This window comes from Paucisalibacillus globulus DSM 18846, from assembly GCF_000482485.1.
Taxonomy (GTDB): domain Bacteria; phylum Bacillota; class Bacilli; order Bacillales; family Amphibacillaceae; genus Ornithinibacillus; species Ornithinibacillus globulus.
This window is the reverse complement of sequence record NZ_AXVK01000029.1, coordinates 20,039-37,222: the sequence shown is the minus strand read 5'-3', so window position 1 is coordinate 37,222 and position 17,184 is coordinate 20,039. Positions and strand designations below refer to the sequence as shown.

At 36.7% G+C, this 17,184-nt stretch carries 16 protein-coding genes; 2 read left to right on the top strand and 14 right to left on the bottom strand.

Going from position 1 to position 17,184, the window contains the following annotated elements:
• Positions 1-7: 7 nt before the first annotated feature.
• Genes K332_RS0109240 through K332_RS0109230 form a run of 3 tightly spaced genes read right to left on the bottom strand, consistent with a single transcriptional unit; the run spans position 8 to position 3,214 of the window.
• Positions 8-727 (bottom strand): hypothetical protein, encoded by a 720-nt coding sequence (locus tag K332_RS0109240; RefSeq protein ID WP_026907200.1) that lies wholly within the window; start codon positions 725-727, stop codon positions 8-10.
• Between the two features lie 14 nt (positions 728-741).
• A complete protein-coding gene (locus K332_RS0109235; protein ID WP_026907199.1) occupies positions 742-2,430 on the bottom strand; it encodes a serine/threonine protein kinase in 1,689 nt (562 codons plus the stop codon).
• 16 nt (positions 2,431-2,446) lie between these two features.
• Positions 2,447-3,214, bottom strand: coding sequence for a PP2C family protein-serine/threonine phosphatase (locus K332_RS0109230; RefSeq protein ID WP_026907198.1), 768 nt, complete (start codon positions 3,212-3,214; stop codon positions 2,447-2,449).
• Between the two features lie 804 nt (positions 3,215-4,018).
• Here K332_RS0109230 and K332_RS0109225 point away from each other — a divergent pair.
• A complete protein-coding gene (locus K332_RS0109225; protein WP_026907197.1) occupies positions 4,019-4,396 on the top strand; it encodes an SET domain-containing protein in 378 nt (125 codons plus the stop codon).
• A gap of 72 nt (positions 4,397-4,468) precedes the next feature.
• Here K332_RS0109225 and K332_RS22255 read toward each other — a convergent pair whose 3' ends face one another.
• From K332_RS22255 to K332_RS0109205, 4 genes are all read right to left on the bottom strand, one after another.
• Positions 4,469-5,215: a hypothetical protein gene (locus K332_RS22255; protein ID WP_051359406.1), complete on the bottom strand. Its 747-nt coding sequence runs from the start codon at positions 5,213-5,215 to the stop codon at positions 4,469-4,471.
• A gap of 170 nt (positions 5,216-5,385) precedes the next feature.
• Positions 5,386-6,213, bottom strand: coding sequence for an ABC transporter permease (locus tag K332_RS0109215; RefSeq protein ID WP_026907196.1), 828 nt, complete (start codon positions 6,211-6,213; stop codon positions 5,386-5,388).
• On the bottom strand, positions 6,210-7,163 hold the full coding sequence (locus tag K332_RS0109210) for an ABC transporter permease (RefSeq protein ID WP_026907195.1): 954 nt from the start codon (positions 7,161-7,163) through the stop codon (positions 6,210-6,212). The genes K332_RS0109215 and K332_RS0109210 overlap by 4 nt, the downstream gene beginning before the upstream one ends.
• Positions 7,164-7,178: 15 nt before the next feature.
• Positions 7,179-8,705: an ABC transporter substrate-binding protein gene (locus K332_RS0109205; RefSeq protein ID WP_026907194.1), complete on the bottom strand. Its 1,527-nt coding sequence runs from the start codon at positions 8,703-8,705 to the stop codon at positions 7,179-7,181.
• A gap of 266 nt (positions 8,706-8,971) precedes the next feature.
• Here K332_RS0109205 and K332_RS0109200 point away from each other — a divergent pair, with 266 nt between their 5' ends.
• Positions 8,972-9,430 (top strand): SRPBCC family protein, encoded by a 459-nt coding sequence (locus K332_RS0109200; protein WP_026907193.1) that lies wholly within the window; start codon positions 8,972-8,974, stop codon positions 9,428-9,430.
• 46 nt (positions 9,431-9,476) lie between these two features.
• Here the strand turns inward: K332_RS0109200 and K332_RS0109195 are convergent, their stop codons facing one another.
• From K332_RS0109195 to K332_RS0109165, 7 genes are all read right to left on the bottom strand, one after another.
• Positions 9,477-10,220 (bottom strand): DUF4230 domain-containing protein, encoded by a 744-nt coding sequence (locus tag K332_RS0109195; RefSeq protein ID WP_026907192.1) that lies wholly within the window; start codon positions 10,218-10,220, stop codon positions 9,477-9,479.
• Between the two features lie 404 nt (positions 10,221-10,624).
• Positions 10,625-11,119 carry a PadR family transcriptional regulator gene (locus K332_RS0109190; protein WP_026907191.1) on the bottom strand — a complete coding sequence of 165 codons (495 nt, stop codon included), beginning with the start codon at positions 11,117-11,119 and terminating at the stop codon, positions 10,625-10,627.
• A 12-nt stretch (positions 11,120-11,131) separates the two neighbouring features.
• Positions 11,132-13,597: an ABC transporter permease gene (locus K332_RS0109185; protein WP_026907190.1), complete on the bottom strand. Its 2,466-nt coding sequence runs from the start codon at positions 13,595-13,597 to the stop codon at positions 11,132-11,134.
• Positions 13,566-14,279, bottom strand: a complete 714-nt coding sequence (locus K332_RS0109180) for an ABC transporter ATP-binding protein (protein WP_026907189.1) — start codon at positions 14,277-14,279, stop codon at positions 13,566-13,568. The genes K332_RS0109185 and K332_RS0109180 overlap by 32 nt, the downstream gene beginning before the upstream one ends.
• A 12-nt stretch (positions 14,280-14,291) precedes the next feature.
• The gene (locus K332_RS0109175) at positions 14,292-14,927 is read right to left on the bottom strand and encodes a hypothetical protein (protein ID WP_026907188.1); all 636 of its coding nucleotides are present in this window, start codon (positions 14,925-14,927) and stop codon (positions 14,292-14,294) included.
• Between the two features lie 276 nt (positions 14,928-15,203).
• Complete coding sequence (locus K332_RS0109170) at positions 15,204-16,055, bottom strand: MurR/RpiR family transcriptional regulator (protein WP_026907187.1); 852 nt, start codon at positions 16,053-16,055, stop codon at positions 15,204-15,206.
• A 145-nt stretch (positions 16,056-16,200) separates the two neighbouring features.
• Positions 16,201-17,073: an ROK family protein gene (locus K332_RS0109165; RefSeq protein ID WP_026907186.1), complete on the bottom strand. Its 873-nt coding sequence runs from the start codon at positions 17,071-17,073 to the stop codon at positions 16,201-16,203.
• Between the last annotated feature and the right edge of the window lie 111 nt (positions 17,074-17,184).

The following is a 17,184-nucleotide window of genomic DNA, read 5'->3' as shown; positions in this document are numbered from 1 at the left end:
CAAACATCTAACTCCTTACTTCATCCTTAATCGTTTCATCTGCATGAGTAATCGTCATGTCCTTAATAACATTGAAACTAATTTTTGGTTTTACAGGTCGATCCTCAGGATACAATTCATCTGTATCCCCTAACTTAGTTGTTCTTGTTCCTTCTTCCTCTTCTAATAATTGTGTCGTATCATCTAATACCTGGGTCTCATTTACTAGCAGCTCGGTTTCATCCGTTAAAACTTGTGTTCCATTTACTAACAGCTCCGTTTCATCCGTTACTATCTCTGTTTCATTTACTAATAGTTCGGTCTCATCTACTAGCAACTCTGTTTTATCTAAATCATTAAAAGTAACAATTTGCTTTGATTGTGTAGCGGCATTATCGAGTTTACCCGATACGGACATGTTTCCAGTTAGTCTCTTGGAGAATGGTCTCCCATCCCCGATTGGACCAGTTTTTCTCATTTTCCCTGTTTTCCATAGTCTTTTAGATTTTGGTATTGGTTCAGTCAAATCTAGTTCCCTATTATACGGAATAGGTTCGTAGCGACGACCTTTTGAATTGCTAGACTGTTCTCGAATTGCCTGTATATGTTTTTCTGCAGTTTTTCCAGACAAGTATCCATAGATGGCTGGGATATTCATTTTGAAAAACATGATAATAACAACAATAAACAGTACTACTGAAAGGGAATAGCCGATAATGGAAATCATTTGCCATGTCGCTGCATCCATACATATTCCTCCTCTTAACTTCTATATGCATTTTCAATGGCTTTTTCAATTGCTGGTATACGATTTATAATGTTAATTTTTATTGCTTCCATTTTGTCATTATTGGTCGAGATACGTTCAGTGCTTTCTTTTACTGATTCAAACACCGAGCGGATTTCTGTTTCTTCTATTCCATCTGCTTTAAACTTTCTAGCATACATTTCAATGGAATTCATAGTTGTTTTATAGAGTTCTAATTTTACAATTTCACCTTCATCCGGATTATCTGTAACTTCTTCTTTTAGTAATCTTTGCAAATTGTCCCAATAGATTTTATATGTACCACTATCAGATGCCTCTACAATATTTTGGTCTATATTCTGATGAAATTCCCCTATTTTCCCATAAACAGCGGCCATTTCACGTTCCCCTGAAGTTAAACCATATTTAACGGCATCGTTAAACCATGTGACAGAGCTTTTCATTCTTGTCGTTTCATTGTCTGTAGATGCTGTTTTACCATAGTCGTAATAGTACCAATAGATTTTCCCTATTTCGAATGCAAGATCAGCATAATTCTTATTTTTCCTAAGGTCTGTTAGGTGAGGTTTTAACTTTTTCGTCAACTCTTCTTCCTCTTCTGTGGTGAATGCTGTATCACTTTTAAAAGTTTCAATTAGGCCTAAATAGGCTTCATTTTCTTCCGGCTTAATATCGATAGCGTTTAGATAATAATCAATTTTACTTACATCTGACGTAGTAGCTTTAGCCAGTTCCAAATTCGTTTCATAATCCGAATTATTGGTACGAACCTTCATTCCCTGCCCAAATACACCTACAAATAAACATAAACATGCTAACCCTGTAACCACGCTGAAACTCCGCAGCTTTCTTTTTTGTTTTGTCCGATAGGTGTCATCTACTTCTTCATAATGGTTCAGTGCATATAATAATTCAGCACAGGATTGATAGCGGTCATCCGGATTGAGCTGTGTACACTTCTCAATAATTCTCTCTAGTCCGCCAGATAAATTGGGATTCCAATCTCTAATAGGGTATATCTCATATGGGGGATCACTTGGGTTTTGACCTGTAACAAGATGGTACAGGGTAACACCAAGACAATAGACATCGGTACGCGCATCGGTTTGTCCTTTCCCACCAAACTGCTCTGGGGCAGCATATCCTTTCGTTCCAAGACTAACCGTATCTTCTATATTTTCTTCTTTAAATTCCCTTGCAATACCAAAGTCAATTAACTTCAGGCTACCATCTGGCCTAAGCATGACATTAGCTGGCTTCATATCGCGGTAAATAATCGGAGGGTTAGAAGTATGTAAATAATCAAGTACGTCACATAATTGCATTGCCCAGTCAATCACAACATCTTGAGGCTGTGCACCATACTCATCAATGATTTTATTTAAAGGTTCTCCTTCGATATAGTCCATAACGACATAAATAATATCGTCATTTTCAATAATATCCACGATGCGCGGTAGAGCTGGATGGTCTAATCGTTTAATCAAGTGCGCTTCCGCAATTGCACTTTGAATAACAACTTCATTGTTTCTTTTGTCCCTTCCGCTTTTTTCAATCTCTTTAACTGCCCATTGTTTATTGAGACGCTTATCCATCGCAAGATATACTTTCGACATACCGCCTTTTCCAATCAACTTCAATATTTCATATTTACCATCTATTACTGAACCGATATCTGCCAAAATAGATTCCCCATTCTTATTGTATTTTGACAATTACAACAGAAATATTATCTGTCTCTTGTCTTTCTTTGTTTAGCTCAACCAACCTTTTAGCTTGTTTTTCCATTTCCATTTCATTCTGCGAAGTTCCAGGCAAGAAGGCTGTATATATTTCTTCTTCAGTAACTTTATGACGAAAACCATCCGAACAAAGTAAATATACTTCTCCGATTTTAGCCTTTCCTTGTATAAAATCAGCTTCTACCCGCTTGGAAGCTCCTATACATTGTAGGAGGACATGTCGACGTGGATCTGTTTTCGCCTCTTCTGTAGTTAATCGACCTAGCCTAACTTCCTTGGCAACCAATGTCTGGTCCTCAGTTAATTGATGAATACCTGAATCCAAACGATATAATCTTGTATCACCAACATGAGCAACAAGCATATAATCTGAGTCTACTATTAGCATTGCTGTTAAAGTTGTTCCAAGCTGACTACTTGTATTTCTTCCATATGTAGCAATACGATGATTCTGCTCCTTAATAATCCTATCCCAGCGATATTGAATTTCACTCCAATTTTCTTGGGCAAGCTGGAAAGGCAATTCTTGTTCAAACCAATCGGAAAATGCTTCAATAACATTGCTACTTGCCACTTCTCCTTTGGATAGACCACCCATTCCGTCACAAATGATAGCTAAAACAACCTTTCCTATGGATGTATCAGCAACTTTTAAACATATACTGTCTTGATTTGTTTGTTTCTTTAGACCAGTGTCCGTATGTACTGCCGTTAATATTTCCATAACAGAAGCCTCCTTGCTATATGTAAAATACAAAATCTTAATCGGCTGGACATTACCAATTACGTGATTATTCAAAATAAAATAATTGCCATATTTTTCTTTCCTCATTCGTAAAGAAGACATATCAATTGTTTATATCAATAACGCTTTCTCAAAAAGATAAGCTGCATAATTAGATAGTTTTATTGGGATAATGTGTAATATCTTAGGGGATTCATTTCGTGTATATAGTTTTTCTTGTATGGTATTGTTCACAATAAGGATTACTTACTTAAATTATTAATGATTTTTTTTCAGTTTTACTGACCGTGATGCTACCTAATAGACGGGTAGTAAGCTCTTCCGAATAACCAATATTAATAACATGTATATGTATGTGGAAAATCCCTTTTATATATCTTGAAATATTAATTTCAATTTAGTTTCAAATTAGTTCCATAGCAATACACAGTGTAAATGTAATATTACGCTAATTCACAAATAAATTTCATAGTAAAATTCTACCATGTCCATTCAAAATTTGTCACTGAGGCTAAAGCCCTCATTAACGGTACTACAAACCATGTCCTTGTCACTATAAATCCTATAAATTCGTCTAATTTAAGTCGAAAGTCATGCGCAACTTTTGTCCTAGAAAGAACCCCATCAATCGAAAAAGACTGTCCTCAAATCAATTGTTTCATACAAAGTGAAACTTCCTTGTTTATGGGGTTCCAATTAGTTAACCTACAATAAAATTGGCTCATTTTTAGGATTAATGTTACAGTTAGAAAGATTATTAATAGTAAGTAGGTGAACAACAACATGATAGAAGTAAAAACATCTTCAATTAGCGACGGGGAATTTAATAGAGGAGTATTTGCTACTCGTGATATAAAAAAAGGGGAACTTTTTCATGAAGCTCCTGTCATTTCCTATCCAAATGACCAACATGAACACATTGAGAAAACACTCCTAGCTGATTACACTTTTGAATATGGAATCAATCACTCTGCAATCCTACTTGGATATGGAATGTTATTTAACCATTCTTATGAGCCTAATGCAGATTATGAAATCAATTTTGATAATCACACCTTTGATTTTTATGCGTTTAAAGATATAAAAGCAGGGGAAGAGATTCTGATCAATTATAATGGAGACGTTGATAACAAAGATCCACTGTGGTTTGATCAGGATTAAAAATCCATCCACATTTCTAATCAAAATTAAGAGAAGCTACCAATTACGGCAACTTCTCTTAATTTAAATCATTTATTTCGCTTCAAAGTTTACCTCATTTAACCCACTTATCGAGATTCGCTGTCCTTCTTTCAGTGTAACCGTAATCGTCTTTACACCCATGTCACCAGATGCATCAAGAATCTCATTCGTGTTAGGTAATCCCATATCATTATAAATAACAAAATTCCCCATTCCATTTTCAGTAGTTGCATCATATCTACCTGGTTCAATATCTAAACCAACTTCCCATGTACCAGCAGAAAGCTTGTTTGACATTTTTGTTTCAGCAGGCTTAAATGTTACAGCATCCATACCAGATATCTCAATTTCCTGTCCATCTTCAAGATCTGTAGTAACACTAGACACTCCCATATCTGTACTAGTATCCAGAATTTCATTTACTACTGGTAGTCCAGCCTCATCATAAACAAACAGATTTCCCATTCCATCTCCTGTTATAACATAACGCCCACTTGGGATATCCGTTCCAACTGTGAATGTACCAGCATTAAGAGTTGTCTCCTTTGCTGAAGAATTGTCACGGGTATTCGGTTCTTCAGCTGGTTCCTTTTCAGCAGATTCTTCTTCTGCCACATCATTATCTGCATCATCTTTAGTTGTCTCACCTTCCTTATTCTGGGTGTCTTCCGTGCCTGTATCATTGTCTTGTGGTTCTTCCTCATCACCACCACCGAAGATCGCAAACAATAGAATGATAATAACAATTAACCAGAACCACCATTTTTTATAAAAGGGCTTTTTATCATTTTCAGCCATACTAAATCCCTCCTTTTCTGTATTTAGTATGGACATGATTAATTAGAGATATTCTAGGGGTACTTGGCTTCATGAATTTACTATCCACTCTTTACATAGTGTTGGTTAGATTTTTATAAACAAAAAAGCCACCACCTCCTTTAACTAGGAGGAAAGTAGCTTTTATCATTTTATTTTCGCGACCTTGGATCACTAATATCCCTTATCGCATTACTCAACAAATAGAATCCGAGTACCATTAGTGTAATCACAATACCCGGAGCATAGGTATACCAAGGTGCACTGACTAAATATCCTTGAGAATCCTTTAACATTCTTCCCCAGCTTGGATCTGGTGGTTGGACACCCAATCCGAGGTAACTCAAGCCTGCCTCTGCTAACATGGCAACTGCAAAGGCAATGGAAGCAGCAACTATTATTGGTGATATGACATTTGGCAAAATATGCTTTGTCATAATTCTCAGAGGTGTTTGCCCCATCAACTTGGCAGCCTGGACGTATTCTGCGTCTTTGCTTTGCAAAAAGCCACTCCTTGCAATTCTTGCAATCCCTGGAATGGCCATCAGCCCTAAAGCAATCGATGTATTCACCATACCAGAACCAAATACAGCAACAAGCATCAAGGCAAGTATTATACCTGGAAATGCCATGAGTGCATCAATAATCCGCATGATAATTTCATCTATCCACCCGCCAAAGTAACCAGAAACTCCACCAATGAGCACACCAAAAATCAAACCAATACTAACAGATACCGTACCGACAAAAAATGCTGTTTGGGTACCAACCATAATCCTACTAAAAATATCCCGACCAAACTCATCTGTTCCAAACCAGTGTACTAAACTTGGCGGCTGCAGTTTATTTGCTATATCCATTTCGTTTACATCATAAGGCGTGTAAAAGAAACTCACTATCATCATGATTAGAACAGCAAATAAGATCAAACTTCCTATAATAAGATTAATATTTTTTCCATAATTTCGTATTCGTTTCATTCCCCTGTTCTCCCTAACCGAATGCGAGGATCCAAGACAGCATAAAGTATATCAATAATAAAATTGATGATCACTACAACAATCGTGATATACATGACTATCCCTTGTACTAAAGGAAAATCACGATAACTGATAGAAGTAATGAGAAGACTGCCAAATCCCGGAAGCCCAAAAACCTGCTCCACGATAATTGTTCCAGCAACTACTTCTGCAAAAATCAATCCAAACACGGTAAGAATTGGAATCATTGCGTTGCGTAACACATGCTTATACATGACCACACGTTCCGTGATTCCTTTGCTTCGAATCGTCCTTACATAATCCAATTGCATCTGCTCCAAAATGGTATTTCGGATATAGCGAAAGGAAATAGCAATCTGTGGAATGGCAATCGTAATCGCCGGTAATAGTAATGATCCTAATGCACCGATAATACTTTCCGACCATGGAACATAGCCACTAATGGAAAAGAACTGAAACGTCATCCCCAAACCGAGCATTAATAGCATTCCTAACCAAAAAGAAGGAATAGCCATACCGACCTGTGTAACAGACGAGAAAACAAGATCACTTAAGGTATTTGGTCTTTTGGCAACATATATCCCTAAAGAAATAGCTATTAAAATCACAATTGCTATCGACAGGAACGCTAAAGAAAGTGTAACAGGTAACCGATCAGCAATTAACTCTGAAACTGGTCGTGAAAAGCGAATGGAATCTCCTAAATCCCCTGTAAAAACACCACTAATCCAGTTTACATACTGCATAGGAAGTGGCTGATCCAATCCAAGTTGTTTTTCTAAGGTTTCAACCCTAGCTTCATCCGCTTCCGGACCTAACATAATCCGAATCGGATCACCAGGTATAATTTGAAAAACGGCAAAAGTAATCAGTGATACAAGTACCACTGTTACTAAAAGCAATATAATCCTTCGAACGAAATAGGCCATAGTTGAAAGTCCTCTCTACTCGGTGTACCTCACTTCGGCGAGATCATGGAAGAAATAAGGGTACAGCTTATATCCTTCCAGTTTCGGGTTTAAAGCCCAGATAATTTGATAATCAGCTAAGTACACTGCAGCCGCTTCTTCACTTAAAATTTCCTGTAAACGTTGATAAATTTCTTTCTGACGGTCTGTATTTGATTCCACTAGTACCTCACTCATCAACTGATCAAATTCTTCATTTTTAAAGTTAAAGAAATTGTTATCAGCATCACTCACATAGCGATTTATCGTTTCATATGGTGATAGCACACCCGTAAAGTCAATAATGGTCATGTCGTAGTCTCTACCCTGGTAAATTCTTTCCAACCAAACGCCCCACTCAACCACTTCAATCTCCGCATGAATACCAATTTCTTTTAAATTTTCTACGACTACTTGTGCCACATTCGTATACAGTGCTGCATGTGATGAAATGGAAATAGTAGTACTAAAACCATCCGCATAGCCTGCTTCAGCTAGTAGTTCTTTTGCTTTATCCACATCTTGTTTGTATGTATCTTCCATGCCTTCTTTAAAGACATCCCCCATTGCGGGACTCATATTAGATCCAAGCTTTGTAGCATAACCAGAAAAAGCAGCTTCAATAATATCATCCTTATTCACCGCATAATTGATTGCTTGACGGACACGAATATCAGTAAATAGTTCTCTCTCTTGGTTATACCCCATAAGTAATACAGAGTTACTATCTTGATACTCTAAATTAAATTGTTCTTCCACCTCTGACACACGGTGTGAGCCAACTGAAACAATATCCATTTCACCAGCCTGCAGGGATAGTAATGCCGTTTGGTCATCCGGTTGGAATGTGAATGTCACCTTATCTAAATAAGGCAAGCCTTCTTTCCAATAGTTTTCATTTTTTTCTAAGACAAGATTGTTTTCAGGGCTATAGCTGTTAAATTTAAATGCCCCAGTCCCAATTGGATTTTCATTATGTTTACCATCATTACTCTTTGGCACAATGGCAGAATTAAGTGCTGTTAAATAAGTAAGAAAAGCAGAATTCGGTTCTTGTAACGTGATTACAAAAGTCTTGTCATCCGGTGTGTTTAATGAAGCAATATTGTCAAAATCGGATGATAATGGCTCACCAGTCGTTGTACCCATCAAACGGTCAAAACTGTACTGAACATCCTCTACTGTCAATGGTTCTCCATTATGAAACGTCACACCTTCACGAATAGTAAATGTATACGTTAGCCCATCATCAGAAATACGATAATCTTCAGCGAGAGAAGGTTTCAAAGAACCATCCGTATCTCCGATTAATAGCCCATCATAAATATTAAGCAGCATTTGGAAAGTAATCGACGCCTCTGCCATATGCGGGTCCAGAAAATCCGGGTCATTATTAATACGGATATTGATTTTGTTGGTGTCATTAGCCGTATCTTCTCCCTCTTTCCCAGAACAAGCACTTATAAAAATAGCAACTACTAACAAGATACTAATCACACAAAAATTCTTATAAATAGTTCGCATACTAAAACCCCTTTGTTAACAATGTTCAAATCTCACATACTAAGAAACTATCAAACCCCGCCCAAACATAATTATAACCTTGTTTGTGGGTGCCTGTCACTCCCCGGTTTTTGTACGTTGATGTCGAAAGCATTAGGAGCAGCGCTTTCTTCTATCCGGTCGACAAAATGCGACATAACTCGGGGAGTGACAGGCACCCCAATCCCAAGTATAATCTTCCTAGGGGATTTATTCTCTTTATATTACATAGAAGGATAGGGAATAGGATGGAAGAAAAGTTACTGTTTCGTTTAGAGGAGTTTATTGCTGCGCCTATTGATGTTGTGTTTGATTATTTGGATGATGATGAAAAGATTAGACTTTGGAATGAATTTTTTGTGGAGAATATTTATGAAAGTGGAAAGCAGGAGAATATTCCTGGTACCAAATTCACGTCCGTTCAACACATTGAGAAGAAAACAATTAAAGTGGACATTGTTTTAACAGAGTATGATCCTCCAAATAAAATTATAATGGAAGGATACTCAAAAGAAGGGAAAGCTTTTACTAGATACTACTTATATAGGGAATATGACGGAACTAGATTAGTTATGGAATCTAGCATTATTCCTAGTAACCTATTCTATCGAATTATTACCAAGCTATTTGGTGGTTTGGGTAAATTCATGTATAAGGAACAGGTGGAGAAGTTAAAAGAATACTTGGAAATGAGAGATTTTGATTAAAACTAGGGCAGTCCCTCACTACTTTAAAGTGGTGAGGGACTGTCTCCTATTTAAATGTGATATTCGCGCTATAGCCAAGACTAGTGAAGAACTCTTCCAATACTTTGCTTGCATTTTGCTCAGCAGATTCTAATAAACCAATTTCAATCGACTCTTCCTTCGCTTTCATCTGTGCTTCTGCAGCTAGATCAAAGCCTTCCACCCATTTAACATCACCACGAAATAACCCTTCATCTGAAAAAGCTCGTACATTTTCCATTTGAATGGCCGGTTCCTGTACAAGAGCTGCCTTCGGTAAAGTGATATCTATCTCATTATTCTTTTCATTCATCTTAATATCTGTAGAATCTACTTCTTTCAAATTAACTCCGGCCGTAACTGCAACTGGAACAATTAATAATACCTCTCTCTTCGTACCAGGAAAATTAACTGAAATATCCTGTCCAAATATCTTATTATCTTCTTGCTCAATAACCACCTTCAAATGTGCTTCAGCCGTTGCTAGCGTCGCAAGTTCTTGAACCTGCTCGACAAATGTTGTTGTTTCCTTTTTGAACGTACTTCCAGAAAATGCCCAAATACTTCCGGCAGTAACTGCAATTAGAAGCAGTACGATTAACAGAATCTTAATACCCCAGTATTTAAAAAACAGCTTAAATATCGTCCCTGAAATATGACGTTTTTCTTTTTTCTGGCCCATTACTGCTGTAGCAGCACTTTCTTCCCTGCCACTTTTAAGTTCTGCTATTATATTTTCCATTTCCTTTAATGCATTATCTTTCTTATTCATAAATTTCCCCCTAACTTTAATCCTCTATTCGGAAAATAAAAAAACTACACTTCTTGTGTAGAACTAATATCTGTATTCAAAAATTTCTTCTATTAAACATACTTTGTCTTGGTAATTTATCTTTTAGTAGTTTTCTCTACAAGCTTACTAATTCGAAGTCTTTAGGATACATATACTATTTTACTAAATAATTGTCGTTTTGTCTGCAGAATATGTCGAATTTACTTGTAGAACTCACTTAATAAATCGAGAACCATTATTTGGTCAAAAGTTGAATGCATTATTAGAGATTGAAACGCTTCTTCCAAGCACACATTCGACAATATTCGAGTTATTTCGGGAAGTGACAGGCACCCACTAAACCGGCAGACCAAAAAGACAGTCCCTCAAGGGAGACTGTCCTTTTAGTCTGCAATCATATCCAACCATTTAATATCTGCTTCTAAATGGAGTAATGCTCCTTCTATTAGCATTTTCATTGTTTTATTATCTGATAAAACCATTTGTTTTCGTAAATGTGTTAGATGGAGAATATCTTTTAACATCGTTTCTTTTTGATTTCTAATCATGCTTTGCCTATTTTCATAGGTTACATGACTAGCACAAAGAAACTTGAAGTAAAATTCATCCTTGAATAAGGATCTACCGACTGGCTTTTCCAACCAAGCCCAAAGCTCCTCCTTACCAGCTTGGGTAATCGTATATAGCTTCCGGTCCTTCTTATCATGACCAGGTGATTCTACTAATAAATCTCGCTCCAATCGGTCAAGCGTAGTATAGACTTGACCTGCATTTAATGGCCACATCCCTTGAACTAATTCTTCAAATCCTGTTTTCAATTCATAACCGTGTCTTGGTTTTTCGTATAATAAGGCAAGTAATGAATGTTTTACCGACATGTTAATCCCCACTTACTCATAATTTATCGCCTCTTTTATGGAAATTCGTGATGCTGAATTACTTGGCAGCCATGATGCAAGAATTGTAAATATAATCCCACCTGCTACAGCTATGAGTAAACTAACCCAAGGTATGATAAAGCTTAATAACCCTTGAGCGGACACGGAAATAGAATTTAAATATATTACTAAAATTCCATATAGCACTCCAACTACAACACCAGCAATACCAATGAATAGACCTTCCGCCATAATCATAAATTGGACTTGTCGTTTTGTAAATCCTATTGCTCGCATTGTTCCAATTTCCTTCACACGTTCCATCGTATTCATAAATAATGTATTGCTAATCCCAATTGCCGAAATTGCAATGATTAACAATAGCAACCCTTGCATTAAGTCATCCATACCTGTTAAAGCACTTGTTGATTGTTCTATTGTCACCGTAATCGGAATTGCACTTGTAATCGTTTCTCCCATACTATTCCACAGTGTAAGTAAGACATTGTAAATTGCATTTTCGTCAACTACGTCAATCATTACATGATAATCATGTGGCCAATTAAGTTCATCTTTTATACTATTTTCATCCATAAAAGCAACGTAATTGGAATAATGAGAAGTTTGGACACTACCTTTTACATAAAACTGTTGCTCACCAGCTGGAGTATTCAACGTCAAAATATCCCCAACATCTCCGCCCCATTCTATTAATGCACGCTCCCCAACATAAATAGACGGATATTCCACATTTTCTTCTACTTCTTCTATTACTTCAAATGCCTCGGCTCGTTCACTAGCCGTAAAAGACATGATGGAAAATTCCCTTAAGTCACCTGATTTCGTATGCCATGTTATATGAGGTACTTCAGTAAATGGGCTAATAGCACTTACACCTTCTATATTCTTCACAGCAGCTAAATCTGAATCTGTCCATGGCGTTTCTTTCTCCACTTGGATATCGCCACCAAAGGTTGCCCGGATTTCTTCTTCCTTCCCATCAGGTAGGGATTGCAATGCAGCACTCATAAACAGGGCTAAGCTCACACCAATTGCAAGCATTGCTGCTGTACTCGCATTTCTCCGCTCCGATTGTTTGAGCGAATGGACTGCTTGTTTCCCTGAAAAACCAAACAAAGCTGTCAGAATTGGGCTTATAATTATTTGCATCAATCGCATCCATAGCGGGAATAACAGCACAAGTCCAATGAATAAAAATAGAAATGCCCATATATTATCAATTAAACCAATTCCTGTGCAAACCATACCTGCTATTATTCGAACGATATTTAATCGCGTCCTACTTGTAGCAGTATTTTTTTCAAACATCCCTGCTAAAATCGGTGTCTTTCCTGCCCTTCTTAAAGGGAATATTGCTGCTAAAAATGGGAAGAGGAAGCCAATAATAGCTGAAATGATTAACGGTTTGATGATTACTACATCATAAACTACTTTTTGACTACTAATTGCACCTATCAATATATCTTGAATAAGGATTCCTAGCCAAACACCAATGCTTAAGCCAAAAATGGTTCCCATGAATGCCAGAAATCCGATTTCCTTACTAACCAGTCGTATGACATTACCACTTGTATATCCCAAGCTTTTCATGATGGCAATTTCTTTTTTTCTTTCTACAATACTAGTATGAATCATATTGAATGCAATAAAAGCACTAATGAAAATAGCCAGTATTGCAATAAGATCAAAAACATAATATATTCCTTCAACATCATTATTTTGCTTGCTATCGACAACAATTGGTTGAACAAATAAATCTGAACCTGAAAGTTCTGACTGATAGCTTTCAAATAATTTATCCTTATTGGAATCTGGTTGTAATTTGAATCTGAAGTTGGAGATTTGGTTTTCCATTCCAGTCCATTCCTGCAATATTTCCATTGGAACCATCACTTGAACATCACGAATCATTGCTGCATCCATCGTTTTCGGACTAGTTAACATTGCCCCTTCATGAACAATAGCAGTAATTTCTAATTTACCCATATGTTGAAATGAAAGGAGATCTCCCACCTTTTTCTCTAGTAACTTTGCGGCATTTTCCGTGATAATAAGTCCTTCTTTTGTTACATCACCATCTTTTACAGGTAAATCGATTAGATTAGTTTGAAAATCTGTTACACCTGTAAATCGTACAGAGGCCTGTTGGGGAAATTCTGTTTCCATCTCTAGAAAGCCTTTTTGGAATAATAAACCCACTCCCTCTTCCATTTCCTCACTTTCTTCAAGCCACATTAGCTCATTCTCAGGAAAAAAGCCCGCATTACTCTGTACCCAAAAGTCTGCCTCTCCTGCATATAACCGTTCCTGTTCATCCATTAAGTTGGAAAAAGTATACTTGGCAATTAACATACTCGTCATTACTGCAACACCAAGGACAACGGCCATCAAGGTAAAAAAGAAGCGTTTTTTATGACGGGTTACATTACGCCATGAAACGAGCAAGGAACTTAGCATAATCGTCATCCTCTCTTTTCACTTCTGCTTCAATAACACCATCTTTAAATAAAATAATCCGATCAGCATATCCTGCTGCAAACATATCATGGGTAACCATGACAATTGTTTGTTTCCTTTCATAATGAAACTTCGCCAATAAATCTAAAATATCACTGGAGCGCTGTCTGTCTAAATTTCCTGTTGGCTCATCAGCTAATAAAAGATTTGGCTTGTGAATTAACGCTCTAGCTATCGCCACACGTTGTTGCTGCCCACCACTTAATTCATGGGGAAATCTTTTTTCATAACCAACTAAGTCTACCGCTTCTAATAACATTTGAACATCCTTTGGAGAAGCTTTTTTTCCATCTGCATGTAATGGAAAAATAATATTTTCATAGACAGTTAGAGTTGGCAATAATTGATAGTTTTGAAATACGAACCCAATCTCCCTTCTCCGTATGATGGTTCGTTGTTTTTCCGTCTTGGATGTTAATTCCGAACCATCCAATGAAATAGTTCCCGTCGTTGGAGTATCCAACCCACCTAGTAGATGAAGCAATGTCGTTTTTCCGGAACCACTTGGTCCGATAATACAAACGAATTCCCCCTCCTCTATGGTAAGGTCAACTCCCTTTAAAATTGGTACAACTTCTTTTCCTGTTTTGTATTCCTTTTTCAAATCGACAACATTAATCATGTATTCACCTCATTATTTTGATGGAAAAATGGTATAGGACCATGAATAAATAAAATCAATAATAAAAACTAATCCCCAAACAATGGAAATTCGATAGATGGCTTCGTTTGGATAGGGAGTTTCAGAGACATTATCTGTTCCGATCCAAGATAAATCCTGTAAATAATCAAATACTTGATGGAAGTGGCTTAAACCATAGCCCCAAAAGATCCCTTGGACGACAACAAATACAAGCAAATGGATAAGCGAACTATACCGATATTTTTTTGCTATATATTTAGGATCATTTTTCTTTTTCATGATGAGCCTATCGTTTTCTGTCAGTAAATCAATTCCACGCCAATCTCCAATCTTCAAACGCATCCAGCGGTCTAGCTTTTTAAAATCGCTAATTCCAAATGTACAAGCATAGACTAGAAATACAATAATCACAATTTGAAATGTTGATATTTCGCTTGTCTCTTGATAAATGACAAGTGCCAAAACAGCTTCCATCAGGAGTAGTAGTAAAAACAAAAATATAAATATAAAACTTAGCTTTCGTTTACCAAAAAAATAACGCACAACACCAAATAACAACAAAGCAACAAGTGACATAACCTCTGCAAAAATAAACAGTTCCCATTGATATTCCACTAGAAAGTCCATATGTTCCTCCATTCATTTTATATACTGAGTATCTATATACCGAGTATATGTATACTCGGTATATATGTCAATACTTATTTTAAAAATGAGTAGATATTTTGTTTGAACTATCCAATATAAGCACTGCATTGTTGGTATAACCGCAATTTGAAATAAAATGGTGCCAGTCCGGATTCATGTAATTTGTTCACATGAATCCGGACTGGCACCTTTATTTTTGATTATCTAGTTTTCAAATAGAACATTCATGCAAAAACACTTGCGTTGACCAAAGATCTACAGCATCTTCTCAATAACAGCTTTTGCTGTAGATTCTTTATTAACAATGGATGCGTGATTTGTACGCTTGAAGTATTCTGCGTATAGTACGTCTAGTAGATAAAGTTGTGAAATTTTTGCTGATAAGCTTCCTCCTTGAAGTGGGCCTTCATTTGCTCCACATAGAAGCGTGATATCAGAGTAGCCAGCCAAAGGAGACTTCGCAAACCTTGTTAATACAATTACTTTTGCTTTCCGTTCTCTTACGACTTTTGCCAATTCAATCATATCTTTTGTTGATCCCGAGTAAGAAATTAATACAGCTACTTCATCTTTTGTCATTAAGGCAGCCGACATAATTTGTAGATGGCTATCAAATGAACACTCTGTTTTATTCGTAATTCTCATAAATTTATTTTTAGCTTCCATTGCAGTCATTAATGATGCTCCAACACCAAAGAAATGAATTCGGTTAGCATCTACTAGCAAATCAATTGCTTTAGAGATTTCATGGTGGTTTATTAAATGATGTGTTTCTGTAAGAGCACTCATCGTTGCTGTTAGAACCTTTGAAGAAATTTCCTCAATCGTATCTTGCATCGTAATCTCACTTGATAGTTGCGGGGTTTCATTTTCTAGTGCTGTACTATGTGCAAGTGCTATTTTAAACTCTTGGTATCCCTTAAGATCCATTGACTTACAAAAACGAAAAATACTCGATTCCCCCACATTACAAGCATCTGCAAGATCCGTGATGGACATATAAACTACCCTATCTTTATTCTCTAGAATAAAATCGGCAACCTTTTTCTCCGTATTTGTAAATTCCTTATATTTAGAATGAATAATCGAAAATATATCCTTAGCCATAGTTACCCCTAACTTTCCTTTAACATTATTTAATTCTACCACCTTACATATTCATACATAAAGCATTTCCTAGCAAGCCATGGGGACAGGTTCATTGGCTCTATTTGTTGAGCATCGAGCCAATGGACCTGTCCCCACGGCTCTTTTATAAGTGTAAGGATACTGCTCCTAATAATCCTGCTTTGTTTCCAAGGGATGCTTTTAGAATCTGAACGTCTGAGAAGCTTTTCATTATAAGACTTTGAGTCTTTTTAGCGACAGTTTGGACGAGTTCGTCTTGTTCCATTATGCCACCACCTAGTATGATAGCTGGCGGGTTAAAAATATGAATTAATGTCACTAATCCTAAGGCAACCTCATTAACCCATTCATTCACAATAGGCTCGAGCTTAGAATAGTCATGATATTTTTCGAATATTACTCTACCATTATGGAATGCTTCATCAATTTCTTTTGCACTTCTAATTAATGCTGTCGTGGAAGCATACATTTCATAGCATCCTTTATTCCCACAATTACATGGTAGCCCAGAGGGATGTGTAATCATATGACCAAATTCAGCAGCGATCCCACTTTTACCTTTGTAAATCTTAGAATCAATGATGACAGATCCACCAATACCTGTTCCATATGTTAGACAAAGAAAATCCTGATAATCTTTCCCTATACCAAAGTATTTTTCTCCCAAAGCTGCTGCATTTACATCATTTTCAACCTTTACAGGAACCCGAAACTCTTCTTCTAGAATACCTTTTATATTCATTCCAGTATAATTTGGTATATTATTATTCGCATATAAAATCGTACCTGTATCAGCATTCACCTGTCCAGCAGTACTAATACCAATACCATCGAAGTTATTATACCTCTTCATCAAATGAATGACTTTCTCAATAACATAATTCCCGCCCTTTTTAGCATCCGAATCAATTTCTTCAAATACATCAATCATTCCATTTTCATCAGATAAACCAAGTTTAATAGAAGTACCACCAATATCCGCAGCTAAGATCCTCACTTCATTCACCTACTTATCAAGCCATGGGGACAAATCATTTATGCGCGACGACTAATCGCAGTCCCAGGTTCATTGGCCCATACTTAGAGCCAATGAACCTGTCCCCACGGC

Coding starts and splice junctions, on each gene's coding strand:
- K332_RS0109190 (WP_026907191.1), bottom strand. CDS start 11,119: ATGTCGGTAAAACATTCATTACTTGCCTTATTATACGAAAAACCAAGA.
- K332_RS0109195 (WP_026907192.1), bottom strand. CDS start 10,220: ATGAATAAGAAAGATAATGCATTAAAGGAAATGGAAAATATAATAGCA.
- K332_RS0109185 (WP_026907190.1), bottom strand. CDS start 13,597: ATGCTAAGTTCCTTGCTCGTTTCATGGCGTAATGTAACCCGTCATAAA.
- K332_RS22255 (WP_051359406.1), bottom strand. CDS start 5,215: ATGGCTGAAAATGATAAAAAGCCCTTTTATAAAAAATGGTGGTTCTGG.
- K332_RS0109200 (WP_026907193.1), top strand. CDS start 8,972: ATGGAAGAAAAGTTACTGTTTCGTTTAGAGGAGTTTATTGCTGCGCCT.
- K332_RS0109205 (WP_026907194.1), bottom strand. CDS start 8,705: ATGCGAACTATTTATAAGAATTTTTGTGTGATTAGTATCTTGTTAGTA.
- K332_RS0109215 (WP_026907196.1), bottom strand. CDS start 6,213: ATGAAACGAATACGAAATTATGGAAAAAATATTAATCTTATTATAGGA.
- K332_RS0109230 (WP_026907198.1), bottom strand. CDS start 3,214: ATGGAAATATTAACGGCAGTACATACGGACACTGGTCTAAAGAAACAA.
- K332_RS0109225 (WP_026907197.1), top strand. CDS start 4,019: ATGATAGAAGTAAAAACATCTTCAATTAGCGACGGGGAATTTAATAGA.
- K332_RS0109180 (WP_026907189.1), bottom strand. CDS start 14,279: ATGATTAATGTTGTCGATTTGAAAAAGGAATACAAAACAGGAAAAGAA.
- K332_RS0109210 (WP_026907195.1), bottom strand. CDS start 7,163: ATGGCCTATTTCGTTCGAAGGATTATATTGCTTTTAGTAACAGTGGTA.
- K332_RS0109175 (WP_026907188.1), bottom strand. CDS start 14,927: ATGGACTTTCTAGTGGAATATCAATGGGAACTGTTTATTTTTGCAGAG.
- K332_RS0109240 (WP_026907200.1), bottom strand. CDS start 727: ATGGATGCAGCGACATGGCAAATGATTTCCATTATCGGCTATTCCCTT.
- K332_RS0109170 (WP_026907187.1), bottom strand. CDS start 16,055: ATGGCTAAGGATATATTTTCGATTATTCATTCTAAATATAAGGAATTT.